This window comes from Streptomyces tirandamycinicus (genome assembly GCF_003097515.1).
Taxonomy (GTDB): domain Bacteria; phylum Actinomycetota; class Actinomycetes; order Streptomycetales; family Streptomycetaceae; genus Streptomyces; species Streptomyces tirandamycinicus.
The window spans coordinates 5867114-5889319 of sequence record NZ_CP029188.1; the positions used below are offsets into that span (position 1 = coordinate 5867114).

The 22206-nt window shown below is 73.6% G+C and carries 15 protein-coding genes; 8 read left to right on the forward strand and 7 right to left on the reverse strand.

Annotation, left to right across the window (positions count from 1 at the left end; all coding sequences use genetic code 11):
- Nucleotides 1–466: 466 nt before the first annotated feature.
- Nucleotides 467–2008 (forward strand): AMP-binding protein, encoded by a 1542-nt coding sequence (locus tag DDW44_RS25595; protein ID WP_108907905.1) that lies wholly within the window; start codon nucleotides 467–469, stop codon nucleotides 2006–2008.
- A gap of 332 nt (nucleotides 2009–2340) precedes the next feature.
- Here the strand turns inward: DDW44_RS25595 and DDW44_RS25600 are convergent, their stop codons facing one another.
- Entirely contained in the window at nucleotides 2341–2847 is a 507-nt protein-coding gene (locus DDW44_RS25600) for a GNAT family N-acetyltransferase (protein ID WP_108907906.1), read from the reverse strand.
- A gap of 250 nt (nucleotides 2848–3097) precedes the next feature.
- Nucleotides 3098–4006 carry a hypothetical protein gene (locus tag DDW44_RS25605; RefSeq protein ID WP_108907907.1) on the reverse strand — a complete coding sequence of 303 codons (909 nt, stop codon included), beginning with the start codon at nucleotides 4004–4006 and terminating at the stop codon, nucleotides 3098–3100.
- Between the two features lie 300 nt (nucleotides 4007–4306).
- Here DDW44_RS25605 and gcl point away from each other — a divergent pair, with 300 nt between their 5' ends.
- The 5 genes from gcl (at nucleotide 4307) to DDW44_RS25630 (ending at nucleotide 10906) form a co-directional block, all read left to right on the forward strand.
- The gene (gcl, locus tag DDW44_RS25610; protein WP_026164759.1) at nucleotides 4307–6094 is read left to right on the forward strand and encodes a glyoxylate carboligase; all 1788 of its coding nucleotides are present in this window, start codon (nucleotides 4307–4309) and stop codon (nucleotides 6092–6094) included.
- Between the two features lie 815 nt (nucleotides 6095–6909).
- Nucleotides 6910–8820 carry an NAD-binding protein gene (locus tag DDW44_RS25615; protein WP_108907908.1) on the forward strand — a complete coding sequence of 637 codons (1911 nt, stop codon included), beginning with the start codon at nucleotides 6910–6912 and terminating at the stop codon, nucleotides 8818–8820.
- Nucleotides 8821–9020: 200 nt separating this feature from the next.
- Nucleotides 9021–9290 carry a hypothetical protein gene (locus DDW44_RS25620; RefSeq protein ID WP_017944530.1) on the forward strand — a complete coding sequence of 90 codons (270 nt, stop codon included), beginning with the start codon at nucleotides 9021–9023 and terminating at the stop codon, nucleotides 9288–9290.
- A gap of 195 nt (nucleotides 9291–9485) precedes the next feature.
- Nucleotides 9486–10274 (forward strand): ArsR/SmtB family transcription factor, encoded by a 789-nt coding sequence (locus DDW44_RS25625; RefSeq protein WP_108907909.1) that lies wholly within the window; start codon nucleotides 9486–9488, stop codon nucleotides 10272–10274.
- Between the two features lie 65 nt (nucleotides 10275–10339).
- Nucleotides 10340–10906, forward strand: a complete 567-nt coding sequence (locus DDW44_RS25630; protein WP_108908946.1) for a hypothetical protein — start codon at nucleotides 10340–10342, stop codon at nucleotides 10904–10906.
- Nucleotides 10907–11192: 286 nt separating this feature from the next.
- Here DDW44_RS25630 and DDW44_RS25635 read toward each other — a convergent pair whose 3' ends face one another.
- Nucleotides 11193–12620, reverse strand: coding sequence for a flotillin family protein (locus DDW44_RS25635; RefSeq protein WP_108907910.1), 1428 nt, complete (start codon nucleotides 12618–12620; stop codon nucleotides 11193–11195).
- Nucleotides 12621–12692: 72 nt separating this feature from the next.
- Nucleotides 12693–13202, reverse strand: coding sequence for a hypothetical protein (locus DDW44_RS25640; RefSeq protein WP_108907911.1), 510 nt, complete (start codon nucleotides 13200–13202; stop codon nucleotides 12693–12695).
- Between the two features lie 624 nt (nucleotides 13203–13826).
- On the opposite strand from DDW44_RS25640, the gene DDW44_RS25645 reads away from it, so the two are divergent.
- Nucleotides 13827–15221, forward strand: a complete 1395-nt coding sequence (locus DDW44_RS25645) for an LCP family protein (protein ID WP_483027316.1) — start codon at nucleotides 13827–13829, stop codon at nucleotides 15219–15221.
- 481 nt (nucleotides 15222–15702) lie between these two features.
- Nucleotides 15703–18024: a heavy metal translocating P-type ATPase gene (locus DDW44_RS25650; protein WP_108907912.1), complete on the forward strand. Its 2322-nt coding sequence runs from the start codon at nucleotides 15703–15705 to the stop codon at nucleotides 18022–18024.
- A gap of 210 nt (nucleotides 18025–18234) precedes the next feature.
- On the opposite strand, the gene DDW44_RS25655 is transcribed toward DDW44_RS25650, so the two are convergent.
- The 3 genes from DDW44_RS25655 to DDW44_RS25665 form a co-directional block, all read right to left on the reverse strand.
- A complete protein-coding gene (locus DDW44_RS25655; protein ID WP_108907913.1) occupies nucleotides 18235–18858 on the reverse strand; it encodes a DUF305 domain-containing protein in 624 nt (207 codons plus the stop codon).
- A gap of 132 nt (nucleotides 18859–18990) precedes the next feature.
- The gene (locus tag DDW44_RS25660; RefSeq protein ID WP_108907914.1) at nucleotides 18991–19446 is read right to left on the reverse strand and encodes a DUF6153 family protein; all 456 of its coding nucleotides are present in this window, start codon (nucleotides 19444–19446) and stop codon (nucleotides 18991–18993) included.
- 910 nt (nucleotides 19447–20356) lie between these two features.
- Complete coding sequence (locus tag DDW44_RS25665; RefSeq protein ID WP_108907915.1) at nucleotides 20357–21820, reverse strand: catalase; 1464 nt, start codon at nucleotides 21818–21820, stop codon at nucleotides 20357–20359.
- Nucleotides 21821–22206: the final 386 nt, after the last annotated feature.

Genomic DNA, 22206 nt, shown 5'->3' on the forward strand with positions numbered 1-22206 from the left:
GCAGGGAGGACGCCGGGGCGCGCCGGAGGCGGGTGTGTGCGGCCCCCCGGCTCGGGCAGGGGCGTCGTGGCGCCGTGCGGAGGGCCGCCCGGCCTGCGCATGGTCACGATGCGTCGTGCGCTCCGCACCCACGGTGCGCGGTCGTGGACGCCCGCGGTGCGACGGACCGGCCGTGCGCACCCGCGGCGCGCACCGGCGACTCGTCCTGCGGTCTTGGCGGGGCCGGCCGGGGCGGGGCGGGAACCGGCGCCGGTCGCGAAGCGCCCCGGCCGGCTCCCATCGCGTCCGCGGCGCCCGGGCCCGGGCGCCGCACGGCGGGCCGGAGGCCATGGCTCGGGTCCTCCCGACCGCACACCGCCCGGGAGGAGGGGGATGCACCCCCATGCGGGGGTACCAACACCCGAGTTGATTGCACGATGCTCGTGAGCGGTCCCGAACATGCCGAACAGAGGAGCAGGGAAGAGCGATGCGCGTTCCGATGACGATTGCCGACTTCCTGGACCGGGCGAGGCTGGGCTTCGCCACCAGTCCCGGCGTGATCGACGAGCCCAGCCAGCCCGCGCCGCCGGTACCGGTGTCGACGTACGGCCGATTGGGGGAGCGGGTGCGGGCGTGGCAGGCCGGCCTGGACGCGCTGGGGGTGGGGGAACGCGAGCGGGTGGCCGTGGTCAGCCACAACTCGGCCCGTCTGCTGGAGTTGCTGTTCGCGGTGCCGATGAGCGGCCGGATCTGCGTGCCCGTCAACTTCCGTCTGAAGGCGGAGGAGATCGAGTACGTGGTACGGCAGAGCGGGGCCTCGGTGCTGCTGGTCGATCCCGAGGTCCGGGAAACGGTGCGGCACATCAAGACGGACCACCGCTTCGTGCTGGGGGAGCAGACGGAGAGCGAACTGATGCGGTTCGGCGTTGAGCCGCGCCCCTGGGCGAATCCCGACGAGGATGCCACCGCGACGATCAACTACACCTCGGGAACGACGGCCCGCCCCAAGGGAGTCCGGCTCACGCACCGCAACATCTGGGTGAACGGCCTGACCTTCGGCCTGCATACGCGGGCGTGGGAGAGGGACGTGTACCTGCACACGCTGCCGATGTTCCATTGCAACGGCTGGGGCATGCCGTTCGTGATGGCCGGCCTGGGGGTGAAGCAGGTGGTGCTGCGCAAGGTCGACGGGGCGGAGATCCTGCGGCGGGTGGACGAGCACGGGGTGACGCTGATGTGCGGGGCCCCGGCGGTGTGGAACGCGGTGCTCGACGCGGCGACGGGCTGGCAGGGCGAGATCCCCGGGCGGGATCGCGTCCGGATCGTGTGTGCGGGGGCGCCCCCGCCCAGCCGGATGATCCAGCGGGTGGAGGAGGAACTGGGCTGGGAGTTCACGCAGATCTACGGTCTGACGGAGACGTCACCGGTGCTGACGTTCAACCGCGCGCGGGCCGAGGACGCGGAGCTCCCGGCCGAGGAGCGGGCGCGCAGGCTGTCGCGGGCGGGGCTGCCCGCGCTGGGTGTGAAGCTGCGGGTCGCGGACTCGGGCGAGGTGCTGGCCCGGTCGAACGTGGTCCTCGACGGCTACTGGGAGAAGCCGGAGGAGACGGCGGCGGTCCTGGAGGACGGCTGGTTCCACACCGGGGACGGCGGCTCGATCGATGAGGCGGACGGGCATCTGACGATCTCCGACCGGAAGAAGGACGTGATCATCACGGGTGGTGAGAACGTGTCGTCGATCGAGGTGGAGGACACCCTCTTCAGCCATCCGGCGGTGGCGGAGGTCGCGGTCATCGGGGTGCCGGATGCGAAGTGGGGCGAGACGATCAAGGCATTGGTGGTGCCGGCCGAGGGGGCGGTGGTGAGCGAGGCGGAGATCATCGCGTACTGCAAGGAGCGGATGGCGGGGTACAAGGCGCCGACGAGTGTGGAGTTCCGGGACGCGATCCCGCGGACGGCGACGGGCAAGATCCAGAAGTTCAGGCTGAGGGAGCCGTACTGGGCCGGCATCGACCGGGGCGTCAACTGACCCTCCCGCGCGCGCCGAAGCCGCCGCACGGATCCGGCGTACGCCGCCCGCCTCGTCTGCCGCCCGGCGTCCCCGCCCGTCCCGCTTCTGCCGCCCGGCGTCCCCGCACCTCGTGGGTCGCGAAGGCCGGAGGTGACGTCGGCGGATGAAGTCGTCGGCGGACGAGACGTGCGCGGAGAAGATGTCGGCGGATGAGACGTCGGCGAGGGAGCAGGCCCGGGAGCGTCGCCGAGGGCGGGACGGCGGCGCGGCCTCCGGTCTCGCGCTGCCCGGTTCGGCCGGGCCGCCTGAGAGCGGCTCTCATCCGTCCCGCCCTCCGCCCTTCACCCGCGTCAGAGGGGGCGGCGCATGCAGGTGCGGGGCCAGCGGTCGATGCCGTGGGCGGCCTCCGCTTTCAGGATGCTTCGCAGTCCCTCGGTGAGTTCGTGCTCGCCGAGGGCGTGGAAGCCGAGTCGGGCGTAGTACGGCGCGTTCCACGGCACTTCGGTGAACGTGGTCAGCGTGAGCGCGCTCAGCCCTCCGGCCGCGGCCACCGTGGCCAGATGGCCGATCAGGTCCCGGCCGAGACCGCGCCGTGCGAAGTCCGGATGGACGGACAGCTGCTCGATGTGCGCGGCGCCGTCCACGGGCTCGGTGAGCAGATACGCCACGAGCCGGCCGTCCGCGGTCTCCGTCACCCACAGCCCGCCGGACCTCCGGTACCGCTCCAGTTCCTCGAGCGGCGGGGGCTCGTCGTCCGCGATCGCGGCCATGCCGAGGGAGCGGAAGGGCTCACCGGCGGCTCGCTCGATGTCCTGGAGGAGCGGTAGCTCGAAGGGTTCGGCCGACCGTATGCGCATACGGGCGAGTATGGCGCACCGCCCGGCCGGACGGCCGCCTTCCTCTGTGATCCGGAGGCGGCTCCATGCGGTTCGGCGGCCAGGGGGTGGCTCCGGGCGGTTCCTCGGCCAGGGGTGGCTCCGTGCGGTTCCGCGGGCCAGGAGGACCCGCCGCTTCCACGGCCGGAGGCGGCCCCGTCGGTTCCAGATCGCTCGGTGCGGTTCCCCACCGGGTCCGGTCCCCGGCGTCACCGGGTGGTGTCCAGCCGGGTCAGGCGCCGCTGGAGGCCAGGTCCTTCGCCGGGCCGTTCACCGGCTCGGCGGCGCCCGTGAGGTCCATGACGAACAGCGGGACCCCGAGGCCGTCGGCCCGCACCCGGGCGTCCGCGGAGTAGCCGGCGAGCGAGAAGACGACGCTCCGGGCGGAGGAGTTCAGTCCGCTCAGCCAGAGGCACTCCACGGCGCGCAGGGTGACGGGCCGGGTGGTCGGGTCCACCTGGGCGACCAGGCCCGGGGCGCGCAGATCGATCCCGGACGCGGTCCGTTCCTCGGGCTGGACGACCTCCTGGAAGCCCAGCCAGCGCAGATACCGTGCCGCGGCGGTCACCGCGTCGCGTGCCGTGCGGATCGGGACCGGGCGGAAGGCGGGGCGGTAGGCCGGAGGCGGTGGCGCGGCGAAGGGGCAGTCCTCCGCCGTCCCGCCGGAGCCGGACGGCAGCGGGGCCTCCGCGGGCCCGTCGGGGCCCGTCGGCATCGGCGCATCCGCAGGCGTGGCGCCCGGATCCGCCGGGCCCGCCTCCTGTTGTCGGCCGAAAGCGGCCGGACCGGGGTGGCCGGGCCCGCCTGCCGCGCCGGTCCCCGAGGCCGCGAGGGGGCCGTCGGCGCCCGAGGCGGCGGCGGTGGCCCGCTGCGCCGCCGCCGCGCCGGCCGACGTCTCCGGCATCGCGGTCACCGGCCGCACCGGGATCCGCAGCACCGTGCCGCAGGGGCAGCCGAGCTCCGGCTGCGGCCACTGGTCCTGCCGTCCGCACGCCGGGCAGCGCACGGTGACCCAGTCGTCGGTCCAGGTGCGGTGGCGGATCGGTTCGGCGGGAGCCCCCTGCAGCAGGGGCGGGGCGAGCGGTGCGCCGCAGGCGCAGGGATAGACGGGGGACGCGAAGGTGTGCGAGCGGCGGCACACCGGACAGCGCACCGGTACGTGATCTCCCATGTCCGTCCCCCTTCGGCGCTTCCGGGTACGCCTCCGGTCCATCGTCCACCAACCGCGGCACCTGGGGGAGGGAGTTCGGCCATCGGCGGCCGTCCTTCCCTTGACGCCCTCCGGCACGCCGCCTACATTGCTTCCGAATAGTAGAAAACATCTTCCGCAATACGGAAAAGCAAGTGAGGCTGCGGAAGACGATCAGGGAACCAGCACGGAATCGACGCTCTCAGGTGGCGCGACAGAGCCCGATCCGCCAGGCCGAAGCAGGAGCACTCCATGCCCCGTATGACCGCCGCCCGAGCGGCTGTTGAGATCCTCAAGCGTGAAGGCGTCAGCCACGCATTCGGTGTGCCGGGCGCGGCGATCAACCCCTTCTACAAGGCCCTCAAGGAGGGCGGCGGCATCGACCACACCCTGGCCCGCCACGTGGAGGGCGCCTCGCACATGGCCGAGGGCTACACCCGCGCCGACCCGGGCAACATCGGTGTCTGCATCGGCACGTCGGGTCCTGCCGGCACCGACATGATCACCGGGCTGTACTCCGCCATCGGTGACTCGATTCCGATCCTGTGCATCACCGGACAGGCGCCGACGAACGTGATCCACAAGGAGGACTTCCAGGCCGTCGACATCGCGTCGATCGCCAAGCCGGTCACCAAGGCCGCCACGACGGTGCTGGAGGCCGCGCAGGTCCCCGGCGTCTTCCAGCAGGCGTTCCACCTGATGCGCTCGGGCCGCCCCGGCCCGGTCCTGATCGACCTGCCGATCGACGTCCAGCTCACCGAGATCGAGTTCGACCCCGAGACGTACGAGCCGCTGCAGGCATGGAAGCCCGCCGCGACCCGCGCCCAGATCGAGAAGGCGCTCGCCTTCCTGCTGGAGGCCGAGCGCCCGCTGATCGTCGCCGGCGGGGGCGTCATCAACGCCGACGCCTCCGACCTGCTGGTCGAGTTCGCCGAGATCACCGGCACCCCCGTCATCCCGACCCTGATGGGCTGGGGCACCATCCCGGACGACCACGAACTCAACGCCGGCATGGTCGGCCTCCAGACCTCCCACCGCTACGGCAACGCCACCTTCCTGGAGTCCGACTTCGTCCTCGGCATCGGCAACCGCTGGGCCAACCGCCACACCGGCTACAAGCTGGACGTCTACACCCGCGGCCGGAAGTTCGTCCACGTCGACATCGAGCCCACCCAGATCGGCAAGATCTTCGCCCCCGACTACGGCATCACCTCGGACGCCCGGGCCGCGCTGGAGCTCTTCGTCGAGGTCGCCAAGGAGCTGAAGGCGGCCGGAAGGCTGCCCGACCGCTCCGCGTGGGCCGCCTCCACGCAGGAGCGCAAGGCCACCCTGCAGCGCCGTACGCACTTCGACGACATCCCCATCAAGCCGCAGCGCGTCTACGAGGAGATGAACAAGGCCTTCGGCCCGGAGACGCGCTACGTCACCACCATCGGCCTCTCCCAGATCGCCGGTGCGCAGATGCTGCACGTCTACCGGCCGCGCCACTGGATCAACTGCGGCCAGGCGGGCCCGCTCGGCTGGACCATCCCGGCGGCGCTGGGCGCGGCCACGGCCGATCCGGACACCCCGGTGGTCGCCCTCTCCGGCGACTACGACTTCCAGTTCCTGATCGAGGAACTGGCGGTCGGCGCGCAGCACCGGATCCCGTACGTCCACGTCCTCGTCAACAACTCCTACCTGGGCCTGATCCGCCAGGCGCAGCTCGGCCTGGACATCGACTTCCAGGTCAACCTGGAGTTCGAGAACATCAACTCCCCGGAGCTGGGCGTCTACGGCGTCGACCACGTCAAGGTCGCCGAGGGCCTGGGGTGCAAGGCGATCCGCGTCACCGACCCGGGTGAACTGGGTGCGGCCTTCGACCAGGCCCGCAAGCTCGCCGCCGAGCACCGGGTGCCGGTCGTCGTCGAGGCGATCCTGGAGCGGGTCACCAACATCGCGATGAGCCGGACCGCGGACATCAGCGACGTCACCGAGTTCGAGGAGGTCGCGACCGAGCCGGGCCACGCGCCGACCGCGATCGTGCCGCTGAGGGCCTGACGCGGCTCTCCGGCACGCCGCGCCGCGAGAGGTGGCCCGCCCGGCGGGCGGACCACCCGCCGGGCGATGCCCTCATCCGGGCGATGCCCTCATCCGGGCGGTGCCGTCATCCGGCGGTCATCCAGCGGTTCTCCAGCGGTTCTCCGGCGGGCATCCGGCGGTGGACACCGGGGCGCAGCCGGCTGCCCGGTGCGGCGCACCGCGCCGGGCCGTACCCGGCGAACGCTTCGGCGCGTGACCGGCGCGCGGTGCGTCCGCCGTCGCGCAACGGGCCCGAGGCCCCGGCGTACCCGCCAGGTCGCCCACGAGCCGTGCCGTGCCGGGCCGCCCGGCGACGTCCCCGCCGGACCGGTCCACTCGCCGGCGCCGCGCCGAGCCGCCGATCCCGCCGTGTGCGTGCGTGCACGCTGCGGGTGCGCCGGGCGCCGGTACGGGTCCGCCGAGCCGCCGGACGGGTGGGCCGAGCCGCACGGGTGGGTGGGCCGGGGAGCCCACTGACCCTGCCGGGCCTGCCGGGCTGCGGGGCGCCGAGCGGCCGTTCGGGGCCGCCGGGGCGGTCGCAAGGGGCCGCCGGGCGCCGGTACGGTCCGCCGAGCCGCCGCGCGCGGGCTCCGCCGAGCCGCCGCGTCCGGGCTCCGCCGATCGGCCGTGGCCGCCCCCGAGCTCCGCAGAGCGGCGGTGGCCGCACCGGGGAGTCCGCCGAGAGCCGACTGACGCCGCCCGGGGGCGAGTTGAGGTGCGCCGCGTGCGCGGGACACGGCAATGTATGGCAGGTGCACCCCATACCTCGGCAAGTACGGTCCGCCACCGGCCATATGCTCGTCAGCGGCGACGACGCCCTCGCCCACCGGCTCGCCGCCGAACTCCGCGACGTCTACCGGCAGCAGGTCACGCTCCTCGTACCGCCGAGCCGCTCGTCCCCGGGCCTTCCCGCGGACGCGGGCGCTCCCTCGGGAGGCCGGGCCCTCGCCCTCCTCGGCCGGGTGTCGGCCGGCATCGCCCGTACGGGAGGGCACCGCACGGCCGCCGACGGCGGCGGCGGACGGCCGTACGAGATGCCCGTCCTGGAGACCGACGACCCCGACGACGACGCGCTCCGGGCAGCGGGGGTGGAGACCGCCCAGGCCCTTGCGCTGGTGCACGAGAACGACGAGACCAACATCCGCGCCGCACTCACCGCCCGCCGGCTGAACCCCCGCCTGCGCCTGGTCATCCGCCTCTACAACCGCAAGCTCGGCCAGCATCTCGAGGAACTGCTCGACCAGGCGGCGGTCCTCGCCGTCCCCGGGATGGCCGCGGACGACATCGACTCCTCGACGACCGTGCTGTCGGACGCCGACACCGCCGCCCCCGCGCTCGCCGCCACCGCCGTCACCGGCACCAGCAAGATCGTCCAGGCGGACGGGATGCTCCTGCGCGCTGCCGAGCGGCCCCCGCCGGGCCCCGGCGGGGTCGCGCATCCGGGCCTGTGCACCCTGGCGCTGCTGTCCTCCACCAGCAGCGACCCCGGTGGCGTGGAGGGTTCGGAGGGAAGCGGCCTGGCGGGACCGCTCCTGCTGCCGGACGACCGGGCCGTCGCCGCCGCGTCCCGCAGGGGACGGATCGTGCTCGAAGCCGTCACCGGACCGGAGGAAGGGCCCGGCAGTCGCCTGAGCGGCCCCGCGCTGCCCTTCCGGGAGCTCTTCTCGCGCCGTGTGCGCTGGTCGTTCGCGGGTGTGGGCGCGGCCGTGGCCGCCCTGGCCGTCGCGAGCTGGCTCACGGCGGGCGGACACCCTCTCCACGCCGCCTACATCACGCTGCTCGACCTCTTCGCCATCAACGACCCCGCGGTCGACGGGGAGACCGACCGCCAGATCCTGCAGTTGCTCACCGGCCTGGTGGGACTGCTGCTGCTGCCCCTGCTCGTCGCCGCCGTACTGGAAGCGCTCAGCTCCTTCCGCTCCGCGACCACCCTGCGCCGGCCGCCACGGGGTCTGGCCGGACACGTCGTCCTGCTGGGCCTGGGCAAGATCGGAACCCGCGTCCTCGGCCGGCTGCGCGAGATCGGCACCCCCGTCGTCTGCGTCGAGAACGACCCCGAGGCGCGGGGAGTGGCACTCGCCCGCCGGCTGCGCGTCCCCGTGATCATCGGGGACGTCACCCAGGAAGGGGTGCTCGAGGCGGCCCGGATCCACCGGGCCCACGCCCTGCTCGCCCTCACCAGCTCCGACACCACCAACCTCGAAGCCGCCCTGCACGCCCGCTCGATCGCCTCCGGCCTCCGGGTGGCGCTCCGGCTCTACGACGACGACTTCGCCACCGCCGTCTACCGGACGCTGCGTGCCGCGCACCCCGGGGCGCTCACCCGCAGCAGGAGCGTGACATCGCTCTCCGCACCCGCCTTCGCCGGCGCCATGATGGGCCGCCAGGTGCTCGGGGCGATCTCCGTCGAGCGGAGGGTACTGCTCTTCGCCGCGCTCGAAGTGGCCGAACTGCCGCAGCTGGAGGGCCACACCATCGCCGAAGCGCTCCGTCCGGGCATGTGGCGGGTGCTCGCCCTCGACATGACGGCACCGGGCGACCGGCGCCCGGACCTGTCCGCAGCCCCGCCGGACGACGGGGCGGACCACACCAGCGGTCTGCTCTTCGACCTCCACCCCGGACATCTGCTGCGCCCCGGCGACCGGGTGGTCGTCGCCGCCACCCGCCGCGGTCTGGCGGAACTGCTGGAGCACCGGATGCGGTAGGAGGCGCCCGCTCCGCCTGCCGTCCACGGCCTCCGCGGGCAACGGTCCGCGGCCCGCGCAGTGCCCGAGACCGGTGACGGCGGCGGGGCGGCGATGCGGATACCGACGGCTCGGCGGGCGGCGACACGGGTGCGGGAACCCGCGGCGCCCGGTCGCACGTTGGCCTTCCACGTCATCGACGGATGTGAGGGAGGAACCGTGTGGACGGCACCGCCTCGCTGCTGACCGTCGCCATCGTGGCCGCGGTACTCGTGATCAGGGCCGCCCTGGCGGAGCTGCGGGACCCGGGAAGCGCCCGTGCCCGGTGGGCGTTCGTCTCCAACCCCCGGGCCATGACCGCGGGGGCGGTGACGGCGGTCGTGCTCGGTCTCGTGGGCCGGCAGCACGCCGGCCCCGGTGCGGTGGCGTGGGCGGTCCTCGCCGGCGCCCTCGTCGCGGTGGTCGTGGACCGCCACCCGCCCGCCGGGTGAACGTCGCGTTCGCGGGCGGCACCGCACACCGCGCAGGACTCGGGTGCGCCCCGCCTCGTCGTCGCCGATGTGCGCGGTGGCGATGACGCGCCCGCCCGGCCTCATCGCTGCGTTCGGCTCGCACGGCGGGCCCCCACTTGACGATAGGCAGGTGAATGCCTGCATAATGTAGCCGTGAGCCTCGAAGCAACGGCGATGGACTCGGTGTTCAAGGCGCTGGCCGATCCCACCCGGCGGCTCCTGCTCGACCGGCTGCGCGAGCACAACGGGCAGACGCTCCGCGAACTCTGCGAGCGCCTCGACATGGCCCGCCAATCGGCGACGCAGCACCTGGACGTGCTCGTGCGGGCCGACCTCGTCACCGTGGTACGGCGCGGCCGGGAGCGGCTGCACTACCTCAACCCGGCCCCGATCCACGAGATCGAGGAGCGCTGGATCTCCGGCTTCGACAAACCCCGCCTGCAAGCGATCAGCGCCATCAAGCGCCAGGCAGAGGAGTACACCATGAGCAACGCACCCACACCGGTGCCGGACTACGTATACGTCACCTACATCCGCGCCGGTGCGGAGCAGGTGTGGCACGCCCTGACCGACGCCGACCTGACAGCGCGCTACTGGGGACACGCCAACGTCTCCGACTGGCAGCCGGGCTCAGCCTGGGAACACCGGCGAACCGACGGATCGGGCCGGATCGACGTGGTGGGCCGTGTCCTGGAGTCCGAGCCCCCGAACCGTCTGGTCATCACCTTTGACGACGCCCCCGACAGCGGGGCGCCGAGGGAGCCGTCGGTCGTCACCTTCCTCGTCGAACCGCATCAGGACATCGTCCGTCTCACCGTGACCCACGAGAAACTCCCCAACCGGGAGATGCTGGGCGGCATTTCGGCCGGCTGGCCGGCCGTGCTGGCGAACCTCAAGTCGATGCTGGAGACCGGCGAGGTCCTGCCGCAGGCGCCCTGGGAGATGTCCCCCGCCCACACCTGAGGTGCTCCTTCGCGCCGCTGGTGTTCCTCGCGCACGATCCCCGCCCGCACAGAGAGGTGCAGGACATGCTGGACGCGACCCCGCTCCAGAACGCCTACCAGGCACTGCTCGACGCCGCCGCCACCGTGGCCGCCGCCGCCACCGTGGCCGCTGCCACTGTGACCGACGCCGACGCCGACGCCGACGCCGACAGCCCCGGCCCCGCCCCGCCGCACGGCGAGTGGAACGCCGACCAGATCCTTGCGCACGTCTCTCTCGTCAGCGCCGCCACGATCGCCGCCGTCGCGAGTGTCGCGGCGGGGGCCCACACGACGTACGACAACCGGATCGCCCTCGACGCCTGGACCATCGAGCGAACCATCGAACACGCCGGCGGCAACGCCGGGCTCCGGGACCGCATCGGCGGCCAGGCGGCCGCCCTGTGCGCGCTCGCCGGAGGTGCGGCGCTCAGCGACGCCGAGCTCAGTACCCCGGCACCCGTCCGGCTCCTGTCCAACGGCACCCTCCTGGCAGATCAGCCCATGCCGCTGCGCGACATCGTCACCGGGCTGGCGGAGGCGGAGCTGCCCGGCCACACACGACAGCTCCTCGACCTCCTCCCCGGCCGGGCGGTGGCCGAGGCCACGCGGTGACCAGGGCACGGCGAACCCGACGTCGGCTCGCCAGGAGAATGTCCTGATGCTTCGGGGAACTCGCCGCCGCCGATGTGCCCGGCGTCCGTGATCCCGCCGGGCCGGGTTCCCCCCTGGGCCCACCCTGCGGCGTGCCGCGATCGCAGAGCCAGGACCGCCGTGCGGGAGGGGGCCGGGGAGCACGATGCTCCCCGGCCCCCTCCCGGTTCTCGCGGATCTCCCGGTTCTCCCCGGTTGTCCCGGCCCCCCCGGTTCTCCCGGGCCCGCCCGGCGGTGAGTGCCCCCGCTAGCCGGTGATCTCGACCGCCCCGTTCTCCGCGGTCCTGCCGGTCGTCTGCTGCTTCGTGCCCTTCTGCGTGATGCCCCGCAGCATCTCGGCGAGGTCGACACCGGTCGTGGACCCCAGCAGCTCCAGGCCCTGGGCCACGTTGTCCGCGACGGCCCGCGGCAGCTTTCCGGCGCCGTCGGTGGAGATGACGGTCATCTTGTCGATCGCGCCGAGCGGTTCGGCGGCCTTGCCGACCACCTGCGGCAGCACCTCCACGAGCATCTGCAGGACCGCGGCGTCGCCGTACCGCTCGAAGGCGTCCGCCTTCTTCTGCATGGCGTCGGCCTCGGCCGCCCCCTTGGCGGCGATGGCGGCGGCCTCCGCCTCGCCCTCGATGCGGACCGCGTCGGCGAGCGCCGCACGGTGCGCCTTCTCGCCCTCACCGGTCAGGCGGGCCCGCTGGGCGTCGGCCTCGGCCTGCTTCACCAGGGCGACACGACGTGCCTCGGCCTCCTGCTCGGCCTGGTAGCGGGCCGCGTCGGCCGGCTTGCGGACCTGTGTGTCGAGCTCCCTGTCGGTCAGGGCAGCCCGGCGCTCCGCGACCTTCTCCTGCTGGCTGAGGATCTCCTGCTCCCGGTCGGCCTCGGCGAGCGGCCCCGCGGCAGCGGCCTTGGCGGCGGCCTCGTCCGTCTCCGCCTTGATCTCGGCCTGCTTGAGGGCGAACGTCCGCTGCGCGACGGCGATTTCCTCCTCGGCCTTCAGCCGCGCCTGCTCCGACGCCCGCCGGGCCACCGCCTCGGCGATGTCCGCCTCCTGCTTCGCCCGCGCCGCCTCCGGGCGCCCGAGGTCCTCGAGATAGGAGCCCTCGGTGGTGATGTCCTGGATCTGGAAGGCGTCCAGTACGAGGCCCTGGCCGGAGAGGCTGGCCTCGGCCTCCTCGGCGACCTGCCCGGCGAACGCGGCCCGGTCCCGGATGATGTCCTCCACCGACATCCGGCCGACGATGGAGCGCAGCGCGCCGGAGAGCACCTCCTGGGTGAAGCCGACGATCCCGTTCTGCTGGACGAGGAAGCGCTGGGCAGCCGCCCGGATGGAGTCCTCGGTACCGCCCACCTTGACGATCGCGACGCCCTCGAGGTTGGCCTTGATGCCGCGCAGAGTGACGGCTCCCCGTACGGCCACGGGGATGTGCCGGCTGGAGAGGTCCAGCGTGAACCGCTGCTGCACGAACGGCACGACGAACACGCCGCCGCCGACGACGACCTTCTGGCCGCTGTTGTCGGTGAAGACCCGCCCGGTCTCGGGATCGGTCGCCTTCTTCCCGCGCCGGCCGGTGATGATGAACGCCTCACTGGGGCCTGCGACCTTGTATCGCGTGACGACGACCAGGGCCAGCAGGACGAGGAGTACGACGACTCCCACCACGGCGATGACGACTGGATTCATGGTGCTCCCCCCTGCCTCCCTGGGGGCGGCAGATCAAGTGGATCGAATGGAACGGCGCCGAGGTGAACCGTTTCAGCGCTCAACGGGGCGGACGAGGACGGAGGTGGCCGACAGGGCGGCCTCCACCCAGATCTCCGCGCCCCGCTCGACGGGCGTGGCGGACTTGGCGGCGAACTTCACCGGCTGGCTGGCCACCCGCAGCATCACTTCGCCGTAGCCGTCGGCCGGGATGGCCGTCACCACGGACCCTCCGGTACCGAGGAGGTCTCCCCCCTGCGGAGCGGCCGCGGTCCGGTCCCGCATCAGCGTGCTGCTCAGCCACCAGGTCAGCCGGGCCGCGAGCAGCCCGGCGAGCACGCCCGCCACCGTCGCGGCGGTCGCTCCCAGGCCCGTGGTGCCCAGCACGATCGCGCCGGTGAAGCCCAGCATCGAGACGAATCCCGCGATCACCGGCAGCGACAGCCAGCCGTCGAACACGCCGTCCAGCACGCCGTCGAGGACACCCTCCAGTACCCCGTCGAGGACCAGCGAGAGTGCCAGCAGGACGATGCCCACGATGCCGAGACCGAGAAACAGACCCATACCAGCACGCCCCCTGACCTCTGATCACCCCGAGGGCCCTATCGTCCCCTTCACGACGCGCGTATGTCATTGCCGTGTTGCGGCAATCTTGACGACTTCTTGATGCCAGCGCCTCCACGCTGCCGCGCCCGGCAGGGAGGGCCGCCCTCCGGGCGGGGTGGGGCCGGGAACGCCGGCCCGTACCGCCGTCGGGCTTCCGCAGGTCGCGCGCCTGCGTCGGAACCGCCGCCGCTGACGCCGCTGACGACGCCGCCGCCCACGCTGACGGCGACGCCCATGCGGACGGTGACGCCCGAGCCCACGCCCACGGGGACGCCACGCCCGCACTGACGCCCACGCCCTCTACGCCCACGAGGGCGCCGATGACGAGCCGACGGCCGGATCCGGGCCCACCAGCCCGTGCGGGGCCAGGGTGTCGCCGTGGCCCTATCCCATTTGTCCGGAAGTAGAGTGCTTGGACCTTGCCGTCCCGCCGAGAGCGATCACCGACGACGGGCGGGCGCCGACCCACCCGGGCAGTGGAGGAACTTCGACGTGAGTGATGCGCCCGGGCAGCACCCGGCGAAGACGCGGCAGCATCCGGCGAAGACGCGGCGGCACCCGGTGGGGACCCGGCCGGACCCGGTGGCGGACCGGCGGACCCCGGAGGCTCGGCCGGCTCGAGGCCCGGTGCGGCCGGCCCGGCACGGCCGGAAGGTGCCGAGGGCCGTGTCGGTGCTCGCGGCGCTGCTCACCGTCGTCACGGCCGCCGGCGTCTGGGCCTACCGGGACCTGCAGGGGAACATCCGCTCCGCGGACGTGGACGGCCGGATCGGCGACGACCGGCCTCCCAGAATGAGCCCCGGTTCCAAGAACATCCTCGTGGTGGGTTCCGACTCCCGGGCCGGGGCCAACGCCGAGTACGGCAGGGGCCACACCACCATGCACTCCGACACGCTGATGGTGCTCCACCTCGCCGCCGACCGGGAGTGGGCGACCGTGGTCTCCTTCCCCCGGGACTCCTGGGTGGAGGTGCCCGCGTGCGACCGCGGCGACGGCACCACCTCCGGCCCCCACCACGCCAAGATCAACGAGGCGTTCGCGATCGGCGGCACCGGCGGTGAGGTCGCCAGGGCCGCCGCCTGCGCGGTCAAGACGGTCGAGCGGAACACCGGGCTGCGTATCGACCACTTCATGTCGGTCGACTTCCAGGGGTTCAAGGGCATGGTCAACGCCCTCGACGGGATGACGGTGTGCCCCGCGGAAGCCATTCGCGACGAGAGGGCGCGCCTCGACATCCCCGCCGGGTGCCAGACCGTGCGGGACGAGGACGCCCTGGGCTACGTGCGCGCCCGCTACGGTGTCGGCGATGGCTCCGACCTCGGCCGCATCGGCCGCCAGCAGGAGTTCCTGCGCGCCCTCGCCGACCGGGCTCAGGAGAAGCTGACCAGCCCCGGCGCGATGTACGGACTGCTGGAGTCCGCGACGAAGTCCCTCACCACGGACGAGGCGCTCGCCGGGATCCAGCCCCTGTACGGTCTCGCCTCCCGGCTGAAGGCGATCCCGCCCGGCCGGCTGACGTTCGTGACCGTGCCCAACTACCCCCGCAGCATGGACGTGCCATCCGACACGGCGAACGTCGTCTGGCAGTACCCGGAGGCCGCCGAACTGTTCACGTCGCTCGCCCGGGACAGGGAGGTCAGCGAGGAGACCGTAGCCGCCGCCGGCGAGGACCCCCTGTACGCCGGCACCGTCCGGGTACGGGTGCTCGACGGCACCGGTACGCCTGGTCTCGCCGAGGAGGTCGCCGGGTCACTGCGCAGGTACGGATTCACCATCGCCGGAACCGGCACCGCTCCCACGGCGGGGGCGGGGGCGGGAGCGGGGGCGAGGACGACGGTCACCCACCCGGCCGGGCTCGCCCGGCAGGCCCGGGCCCTGGCCTCCCGGCTGCCGGGGGCCGGCGTCGCCGAGAGTGCCGACGCGCCGGAGGGTCTGGTCACCCTGACCCTGGGGGAGGGCTTCGGCGGCACACGGTGACCGTGGCGCGCCCGGGCCGAGGCGCTGAGCTCGGGCCGGTCAGGGACCGAGCCCAGGCCGGGGCTCGGGACCATCCCGCCGGTCCGGGGGCCCGGCGCCGCCGTCGGCACCGAGGGTGCGTGCCCCGTACGACGGTGCCGTGCCGTACGGAGGTGCGGTGCCCCGTACGGTGCCGTGCCGTACGACGGTTGAGGCGCCCTGTACGGCGGTGGGCTGCCGTACGACGGTGACGTGCCGTACCGCTTTGCGGTGCGCGCCGCGCCGCGACGCCGCCACTGCCGCGCCGCCGCGCCGCCGCGCCGCGACGGCCGGGCCCGGCCGGACCGCGCAGCGTCCGCCGCGCCCGCGCGGTACCGGTTCTGGTACCGGTGCCAGATGTACCCCCTACCCCCAGGGGGTATACTGCAGGAGTAGGCCCGGGCGCGGACGAGGGGAGCCCGCCGGCGTCCGGCTCCGCACGTCGACGAGCTCTGGAGCAGGGATGACTGCCACGGTCAACGGCACCGCCGAGGTGGAACTCGCGATCGGCGGGATGACGTGCGCCTCGTGCGCCGCCCGTGTCGAGAGGAAGCTCAACCGCATGGACGGTGTGGTGGCGACGGTGAACTACGCCACCGAGAAGGCGAAGATCTCCTACCACGGGGACGAGGTCTCCGTCCGCGACCTCATCGCCACGGTCGAGGCGACCGGCTACACCGCGACCGAACCCCCGCCGGCCCGAACCCGGCCCGAACCCGGCGACGGAGGGAGCAGCGGCGGGGGCGACGGCGAGAGCGAGCCGGAGGAGGCGCTGCGGCCGCTGCGTCAGCGGCTGATCACCGCCGCGGTGCTGGCGGTGCCCGTGGTCGCCATGGCGATGGTCCCGGCCCTGCAGTTCGAGTACTGGCAGTGGCTCTCGCTGACACTGGCCGCGCCGGTGGTGACGTACGCGGCCTGGCCGTTCCACCGGGCGGCCTTCACCAACGCCCGGCACGGCGCGGCCACCATGGACACCCTGGTGTCGGTCGGCGTCTCGGCGGCGTTCCTCTGGTCGCTCTGGGCCCTGTTCCTGGGCTCCGCGGGAGAACCGGGCATGACCCACGGCTTCGAGCTGACCATCGCCCGGACCGACGGCGCCGGGAACATCTACCTCGAGGTCGCGGCCGGAGTGACGGCGTTCATCCTGGCGGGCCGCTACTTCGAGGCTCGCTCCAAGCGCAGGGCCGGCGCGGCGCTGAAGGCCCTCATGGAACTCGGAGCCAAGGACGTGACCGTGCTGCGCGCCGGCGCGGAGCAGCTGGTCCCCGTCGAGGAACTGGCCGTGGGCGACCGCTTCCTGGTACGCCCCGGCGAGAAGATCGCCACCGACGGCACCGTCGTCGAAGGCTCGTCCGCCGTGGACGTGTCCATGCTGACCGGCGAGTCCGTGCCCGTGGAGGTGTCCGTCGGGGACGCCGTCACCGGGGCCACGCTCAACGCCGGTGGACGGCTCGTCGTCGAGGCCCGCCGGGTCGGCGGGGACACCCAGCTGGCGCGTATGGCGAAACTGGTCGAGGACGCGCAGAACGGCAAGGCCGCGGTGCAGCGGCTGGCGGACCGGATCTCCGCCGTGTTCGTGCCTGCCGTCATCGTCCTGGCCCTCGGCACGCTCGGCTTCTGGCTCGGCAGCGGAGCGGGAGGGACGGCCGCCTTCACGGCCGCGGTCGCCGTGCTGATCATCGCCTGCCCCTGCGCGCTCGGACTGGCCACCCCCACCGCGCTGATGGTGGGTACGGGGCGGGGTGCCCAGCTCGGCATTCTGATCAAGGGGCCGGAGGTTCTGGAGAGCACCCGCAGGGCCGACACCATCGTTCTCGACAAGACCGGCACGGTGACCACCGGGAAGATGACGCTCCTGGGGATCCACACCGCCGCGGGGACCGGCGAGATCGAGGTGCTGCGGCTGGCCGGGGCCCTGGAGAGTGCCTCCGAGCACCCCCTCGCCCGGGCCGTGGTCAGCGGAGCGGCCGAGCGGGCCGGGGCGCTCCCGGCGCCCGAGGACTTCGTCAACGTCCCCGGCCTGGGCGTGCGGGGCGTCGTCGACGGCCATGCCGTCCTGGTCGGCCGCGAGCGGCTGCTCGCCGACGCGGGCGTCGCGCTCCCGGCCGAACTCGAACAGGCCAGGGCGCGCGCCGAGGCGGCGGGCCGGACCGCGATCACGGTGGCGTGGGACGGCCGGGCGCGGGCCGTCCTGGGGGTCGCCGACGCGGTGAAGCCCACGAGCGCCGAGGCGGTACGCCGACTGCGCGCTCTCGGGCTGACTCCGATCCTGCTGACCGGCGACAACAAGGCCGTCGCCGAGGCGGTCGCGGCCGAGGTCGGCATAGACCGCGTCATCGCCGAGGTCATGCCCGAGGACAAGGTCGACGTGGTGCGGCGGCTGCAGGAGGAGGGCCGGACGGTGGCGATGGTCGGTGACGGCGTCAACGACGCGGCCGCGCTCGCCCAGGCCGATCTGGGCCTGGCCATGGGTACCGGTACGGACGCCGCCATCGAGGCGGGGGACCTGACCCTGGTGCGCGGCGACCTGAGGGTGGCGGCGGACGCGATCCGGTTGTCACGCAGGACACTCGGCACGATCAAGGGCAACCTCTTCTGGGCCTTCGCCTACAACGTCGCCGCTCTTCCGCTCGCCGCGGCGGGACTGCTGAACCCGATGATCGCGGGCGCGGCGATGGCGTTCTCGTCGGTCTTCGTCGTCGGCAACAGCCTGCGCCTGCGGCGCTTCCGCCCGGCGCGCCGAGTCCAGCCGGGGACGGGCCGCCGGGGCGCCCTCGCGGCGTGACACGCCGCCGGGCGAGGGGTGACTGCCCAGCGGGCGCGGGTCGCCCGTGCGCACCGCGACGGGCCACGGGAACATCCGAGCGCGGCGCCCCGGGGATGCTCCGAAGGGCCGGTGGAGCAGAGGCAGAACGGCGAGTGAGTACACCGAGTGAGTACGGGGAGGGGGTACGGGGAGGGTGCCCGACCGGGCACCCTCCCCGTCGCCACCGGGTCAGTTCCTCCCGAGCAGCTTCTCCATCAGCGCGATCTCACCGGTCTGGGCGGTGATGATCTCGCCCGCCATCCTCTTGGCGGGCGCGTGGGCGCCCTCGGCCCGCTCGGCCTCGGCCATGGCCACCGCGCCCTCGTGGTGCCGGATCATCAGCTCCATGAAGGCGGTGTCGAACGCCGTGCCCGAGGACTTCTCCAGCCGGGCCATCTCCCCGGCTCCCATCATCCCTTCCGCGCCGTGCGCGGAGTGGTCCGCGCCCTCGGCGGGAACGTCCTCGCCCCAGGAGGCCAGCCACCCGGAGAGCGTCCTGATCTCCGGGTCCTGAGCCTTCCGGATGTCCTCGGCGAGCTTCCTCACCTCGGCCGACCCGGCGCGGGACGCGGCCAGGTCCGCCATCTCCACGGCCTGCCGGTGATGGGGGACCATGCCCTGCGCGAAGGCGACGTCGGCGGCGTTGTGCCGCTGCTGGGCGGAGGAGGGCGCCGTGGACGGTGACGCTGCCGCGTGACCGCCGGGGCGGTCCGCCGTACCGCCGTTTCCGCCGCACGCGGCCAGAGCGAGGACGGCCGCTCCGGCGGCCGCCGCCGCGGCGACCTGGCGGATGGGGGAACGCTTGCTGTTCATGCTGGTGCAACTCCTTGACGCGCGGCCGGGATCCGGGCGCGCGGGATCGTGGAAACGAGGGCGTGCGGAGGCGCGGCACCGCTCACCGGCCGGGCCGGGCCGGGGTGGGAGCGGAGCGCCGCGTGGGTCGCCCTATATGCGCAGGAGTTGCAGCTCGGCCAGATCGGGCGGGGCTCGCCCGGCCGGAGCGGTACGACCGGTACCGTCCGGCGCCGCGAAGTCGGGCGGGACCCCGAGCCCGGCGGTCGGTACGGGCGGTGCGTACGAGGAGCCGACCCCGGTCGCCGCGCAGTTCCCGTCGGCGTGGTCGAGGTGGTTCGGACCGCCGTCCGTGTGCGAGCAACCCGGACCGGCCTCGGGCACGGACGGCTCGGAGGGGGGCCGCCGGTGGTCGGAGGCCGCGTGGGAGGGCTGGTGGCCGGACGGCGCGTGGGCCGTGGCCACCGCGTCGTGCGCCGGGGCGTGCGTCCCGGCGCCTCCGGTGGGCGCCAGGGCGTGCATGCCCAGCACACCCGCCAGGACCGTCAGCACCAGCAACGCGAGCGCACGCCCCGTGGGGCGTGCGCGGCCGGTGGTGTGACGGGTCATGGGCTCATCGTAGGGCCCCGCCCGCGGACGGTTCCCGGGCCCCTGCCGTGGGCGGACGCGGGCCGGGGCGTGAGTCCGGGGACGCGCACGCCGGGCGTACGGGGGTTGGCGAGGGTGGTTGCCGCCCGGCGGCGCGAGGCTGGCGCGACAGGACGTTCGCGCCGCCGGGCGGGGCTCGTGGGACCGGGGCCGGGTTCCGGTGAGTCTCCCCGGGCCGGCAAGTCTCCCCGGGCCGGCAAGTCTCCCGGGGGCTGGGGCTGGGGCTGGGGCGGGGGCGGGGGCGGGGGCGCGGGGTCGCCACGAGCCCGACCGAGGAAGGCCCTCCGGGTGGCCGGGGTCCGGGCCGAAGGAGGCACGGGGCCGGGGAGGGACGTTCGGATCCTGCGCCTGAGGGGCTCGCGAGGGGGAGCCCCGAGAGGCCGGCCACCGGGTTCGGCCGACGTGGGCCGACTGCGGCCGACTGCGGTCGGGTTCAGCCGGTCGGGCCGGCCGTTCGGATTGGGCCGGCCGTTCGGGTCGGGTCGGCTTCCGCCGGGACCGCGGCGGGGCGATGGGCTCTCCGGCCCCCTCCCTCAGGTCTGGAAGGGAGCCCGGTCGGCCCGTACCACCGCACTGGCTCGCACACCGCCGCGGTCCTCGGGCGGGCGCCGGCCGCGCGGCCGGCGCCGTGTCCTCCCCGCCGGCCACCCCTCATCCGGGCCGGCGGTTCGGACGGCGTACGCAGGCGGGACCTCCCAGTCTGCACGCGTACGCGGTCTCGGTCCCCCGTGCTTCCCGCCCCGGGCCGGCGACCGGCACGCACCACGCGGCCGACATGGCCGACACGGCCGATGTGACCGGCGTGGCAGATCCGGACGGCGCGGGGAGCGGGACGAACGGGGGAGCACGGAGGGAACGGGGGAGCGGGGGCTCAGTCCTCGCGCAGGGCGCGGACCGCCTCCTCCACGCGCTTGCCGTAGTCCGGGTCGGCGGCGTGGAAGTGGGCGAGGTTCTTGTCGATCACGTCGTCGCGGGAGACCTGGGACAGCCCGCCGGCGATGTTCGCGACCAGACGCGACTTCTCCTCCTCCGACATCAGGCGGTAGAGCTCACCGGCCTGGTGGAAGTCGTCGTCCTTGGCGTGCAGCGGCGCGGCGTGCGTGCCGGTGTGGCCGTACAGGGCCAGCGGGGCCGAGAGGGCCGCGTCGGTCTGCACCGGGCCCGCGTACGAGTTCGGCTCGTAGTTCTTGTCGTGGCGGGAGCCGTTGCGGGTGGCCATGAGGCCGTCGCGGCCGTAGTTGTCGGCGCCGCCGGGAACGGCCTTCGGCGCGTTCACCGCGAGCTGCGTGTGGTTGACGCCGAGCCGGTAGCGGTGGGCGTCCGCGTAGGCGAACAGACGGCCCTGGAGCATCTTGTCCGGCGAGGGCCCGATGCCCGGCACGAAGTTGTTCGGCGAGAACGCCGCCTGCTCGACCTCGGCGAAGACGTTGTCGGGGTTGCGGTCGAGGACCAGCCGTCCGACGCGCTGCAGCGGGTAGTCGGCGTGCGGCCACACCTTGGTGAGATCGAACGGGTTGAAGCGGTAGTCCGCCGCCTCGGCCGCGGGCATGATCTGCACGTACAGCGTCCAGGACGGGTTCACGCCCCGCTCGATGGCCTGCAGCAGGTCCGTCTGGTGCGAGTTGGGGTCGCTGCCCGCGACCTCCGCGGCCTGCTCGCTGCTCAGGCAGCGGATGCCCTGGTTGGTCTTGAAGTGGTACTTGACGAAGAAGGCCTCGCCCTCGGCGTTCGTCCACTGGTAGGTGTGGGACCCGTAGCCGTTCATGTGGCGGTACGAGGCCGGGATGCCCCGGTCGCCCATCAGCCAGGTGATCTGGTGCGTGGCCTCCGGCGCGTGGGCCCAGAAGTCCCAGACGTTGTCCGGCTCCTGCTTGCCGGTGAACGGGTCGCGCTTCTGGGAGTGGATGAAGTCCGGGAACTTGACCGGGTCCTTGATGAAGAACACCGGGGTGTTGTTGCCGACGAGGTCGTAGTTGCCCTCCTCGGTGTAGAACTTCACCGCGAAGCCGCGCGGGTCGCGGACGGCGTCCGCGCCGCCGAGCGAGTCCGCCACGGTGGAGAAGCGCAGGAAGACCTCGGTGCGCTTGCCGACCGTGTCCAGGAACCCGGCCCGGGTGAAGCCGGTGATGTCGTCGGTCACCTCGAAGTAGCCGTACGCGCCGGAGCCGCGCGCATGGACGACCCGCTCCGGGATGCGCTCGCGGTTGAAGCGGGCGAGCTTCTCCAGCAGGTGCTGGTCCTGGAGCAGGAGCGGGCCACCGACGCCGGCGGTGGCGGAGTTCTGGTTGTCGGCGACCGGGGCGCCGGACTCGGTCGTAAGCACGCGCTGCGTCATGGGTGGGAGGGCGGCCTTCCGTGCGGGAGCTGCTGAGGTGTCAGGAGCGTAAGTACGTGCCCGAGAGAACGTCAACAGTTTGTTGAAGTCTGGGGTGGGAATCCGGGCCGTGGCTGCGCCTGGGCGCGACAGGACAGGTGTCGGCGCAGCCACGGCCCGGACGTGTGAGGGGGCCGATGACGACCCCGGGGGGTGGGGAACTGTGGGGTCCGGGCGGGTGCGGGTCCACTGCGGTCACCCGCCGTGGTGATCCGCCACGGTCGCTCGCTGCGGTCAACCACCGTGGTCGTCCGCCGCGGACATCCGTTGCGGTCAACCGTCGTGGTCACCCGCCGCGGACATCCGCCCGGGTGCGAGTGGGGCGGGCGGGCGGACGCCGGGGCGGG

Coding starts and splice junctions, on each gene's coding strand:
- DDW44_RS25595 (WP_108907905.1), top strand. CDS start 467: ATGCGCGTTCCGATGACGATTGCCGACTTCCTGGACCGGGCGAGGCTG.
- DDW44_RS25600 (WP_108907906.1), bottom strand. CDS start 2,847: ATGCGCATACGGTCGGCCGAACCCTTCGAGCTACCGCTCCTCCAGGAC.
- gcl (WP_026164759.1), top strand. CDS start 4,307: ATGCCCCGTATGACCGCCGCCCGAGCGGCTGTTGAGATCCTCAAGCGT.
- DDW44_RS25615 (WP_108907908.1), top strand. CDS start 6,910: ATGCTCGTCAGCGGCGACGACGCCCTCGCCCACCGGCTCGCCGCCGAA.
- DDW44_RS25625 (WP_108907909.1), top strand. CDS start 9,486: ATGGACTCGGTGTTCAAGGCGCTGGCCGATCCCACCCGGCGGCTCCTG.
- DDW44_RS25630 (WP_108908946.1), top strand. CDS start 10,340: ATGCTGGACGCGACCCCGCTCCAGAACGCCTACCAGGCACTGCTCGAC.
- DDW44_RS25635 (WP_108907910.1), bottom strand. CDS start 12,620: ATGAATCCAGTCGTCATCGCCGTGGTGGGAGTCGTCGTACTCCTCGTC.
- DDW44_RS25640 (WP_108907911.1), bottom strand. CDS start 13,202: ATGGGTCTGTTTCTCGGTCTCGGCATCGTGGGCATCGTCCTGCTGGCA.
- DDW44_RS25650 (WP_108907912.1), top strand. CDS start 15,703: ATGACTGCCACGGTCAACGGCACCGCCGAGGTGGAACTCGCGATCGGC.
- DDW44_RS25655 (WP_108907913.1), bottom strand. CDS start 18,858: ATGAACAGCAAGCGTTCCCCCATCCGCCAGGTCGCCGCGGCGGCGGCC.
- DDW44_RS25660 (WP_108907914.1), bottom strand. CDS start 19,446: ATGACCCGTCACACCACCGGCCGCGCACGCCCCACGGGGCGTGCGCTC.
- DDW44_RS25665 (WP_108907915.1), bottom strand. CDS start 21,820: ATGACGCAGCGCGTGCTTACGACCGAGTCCGGCGCCCCGGTCGCCGAC.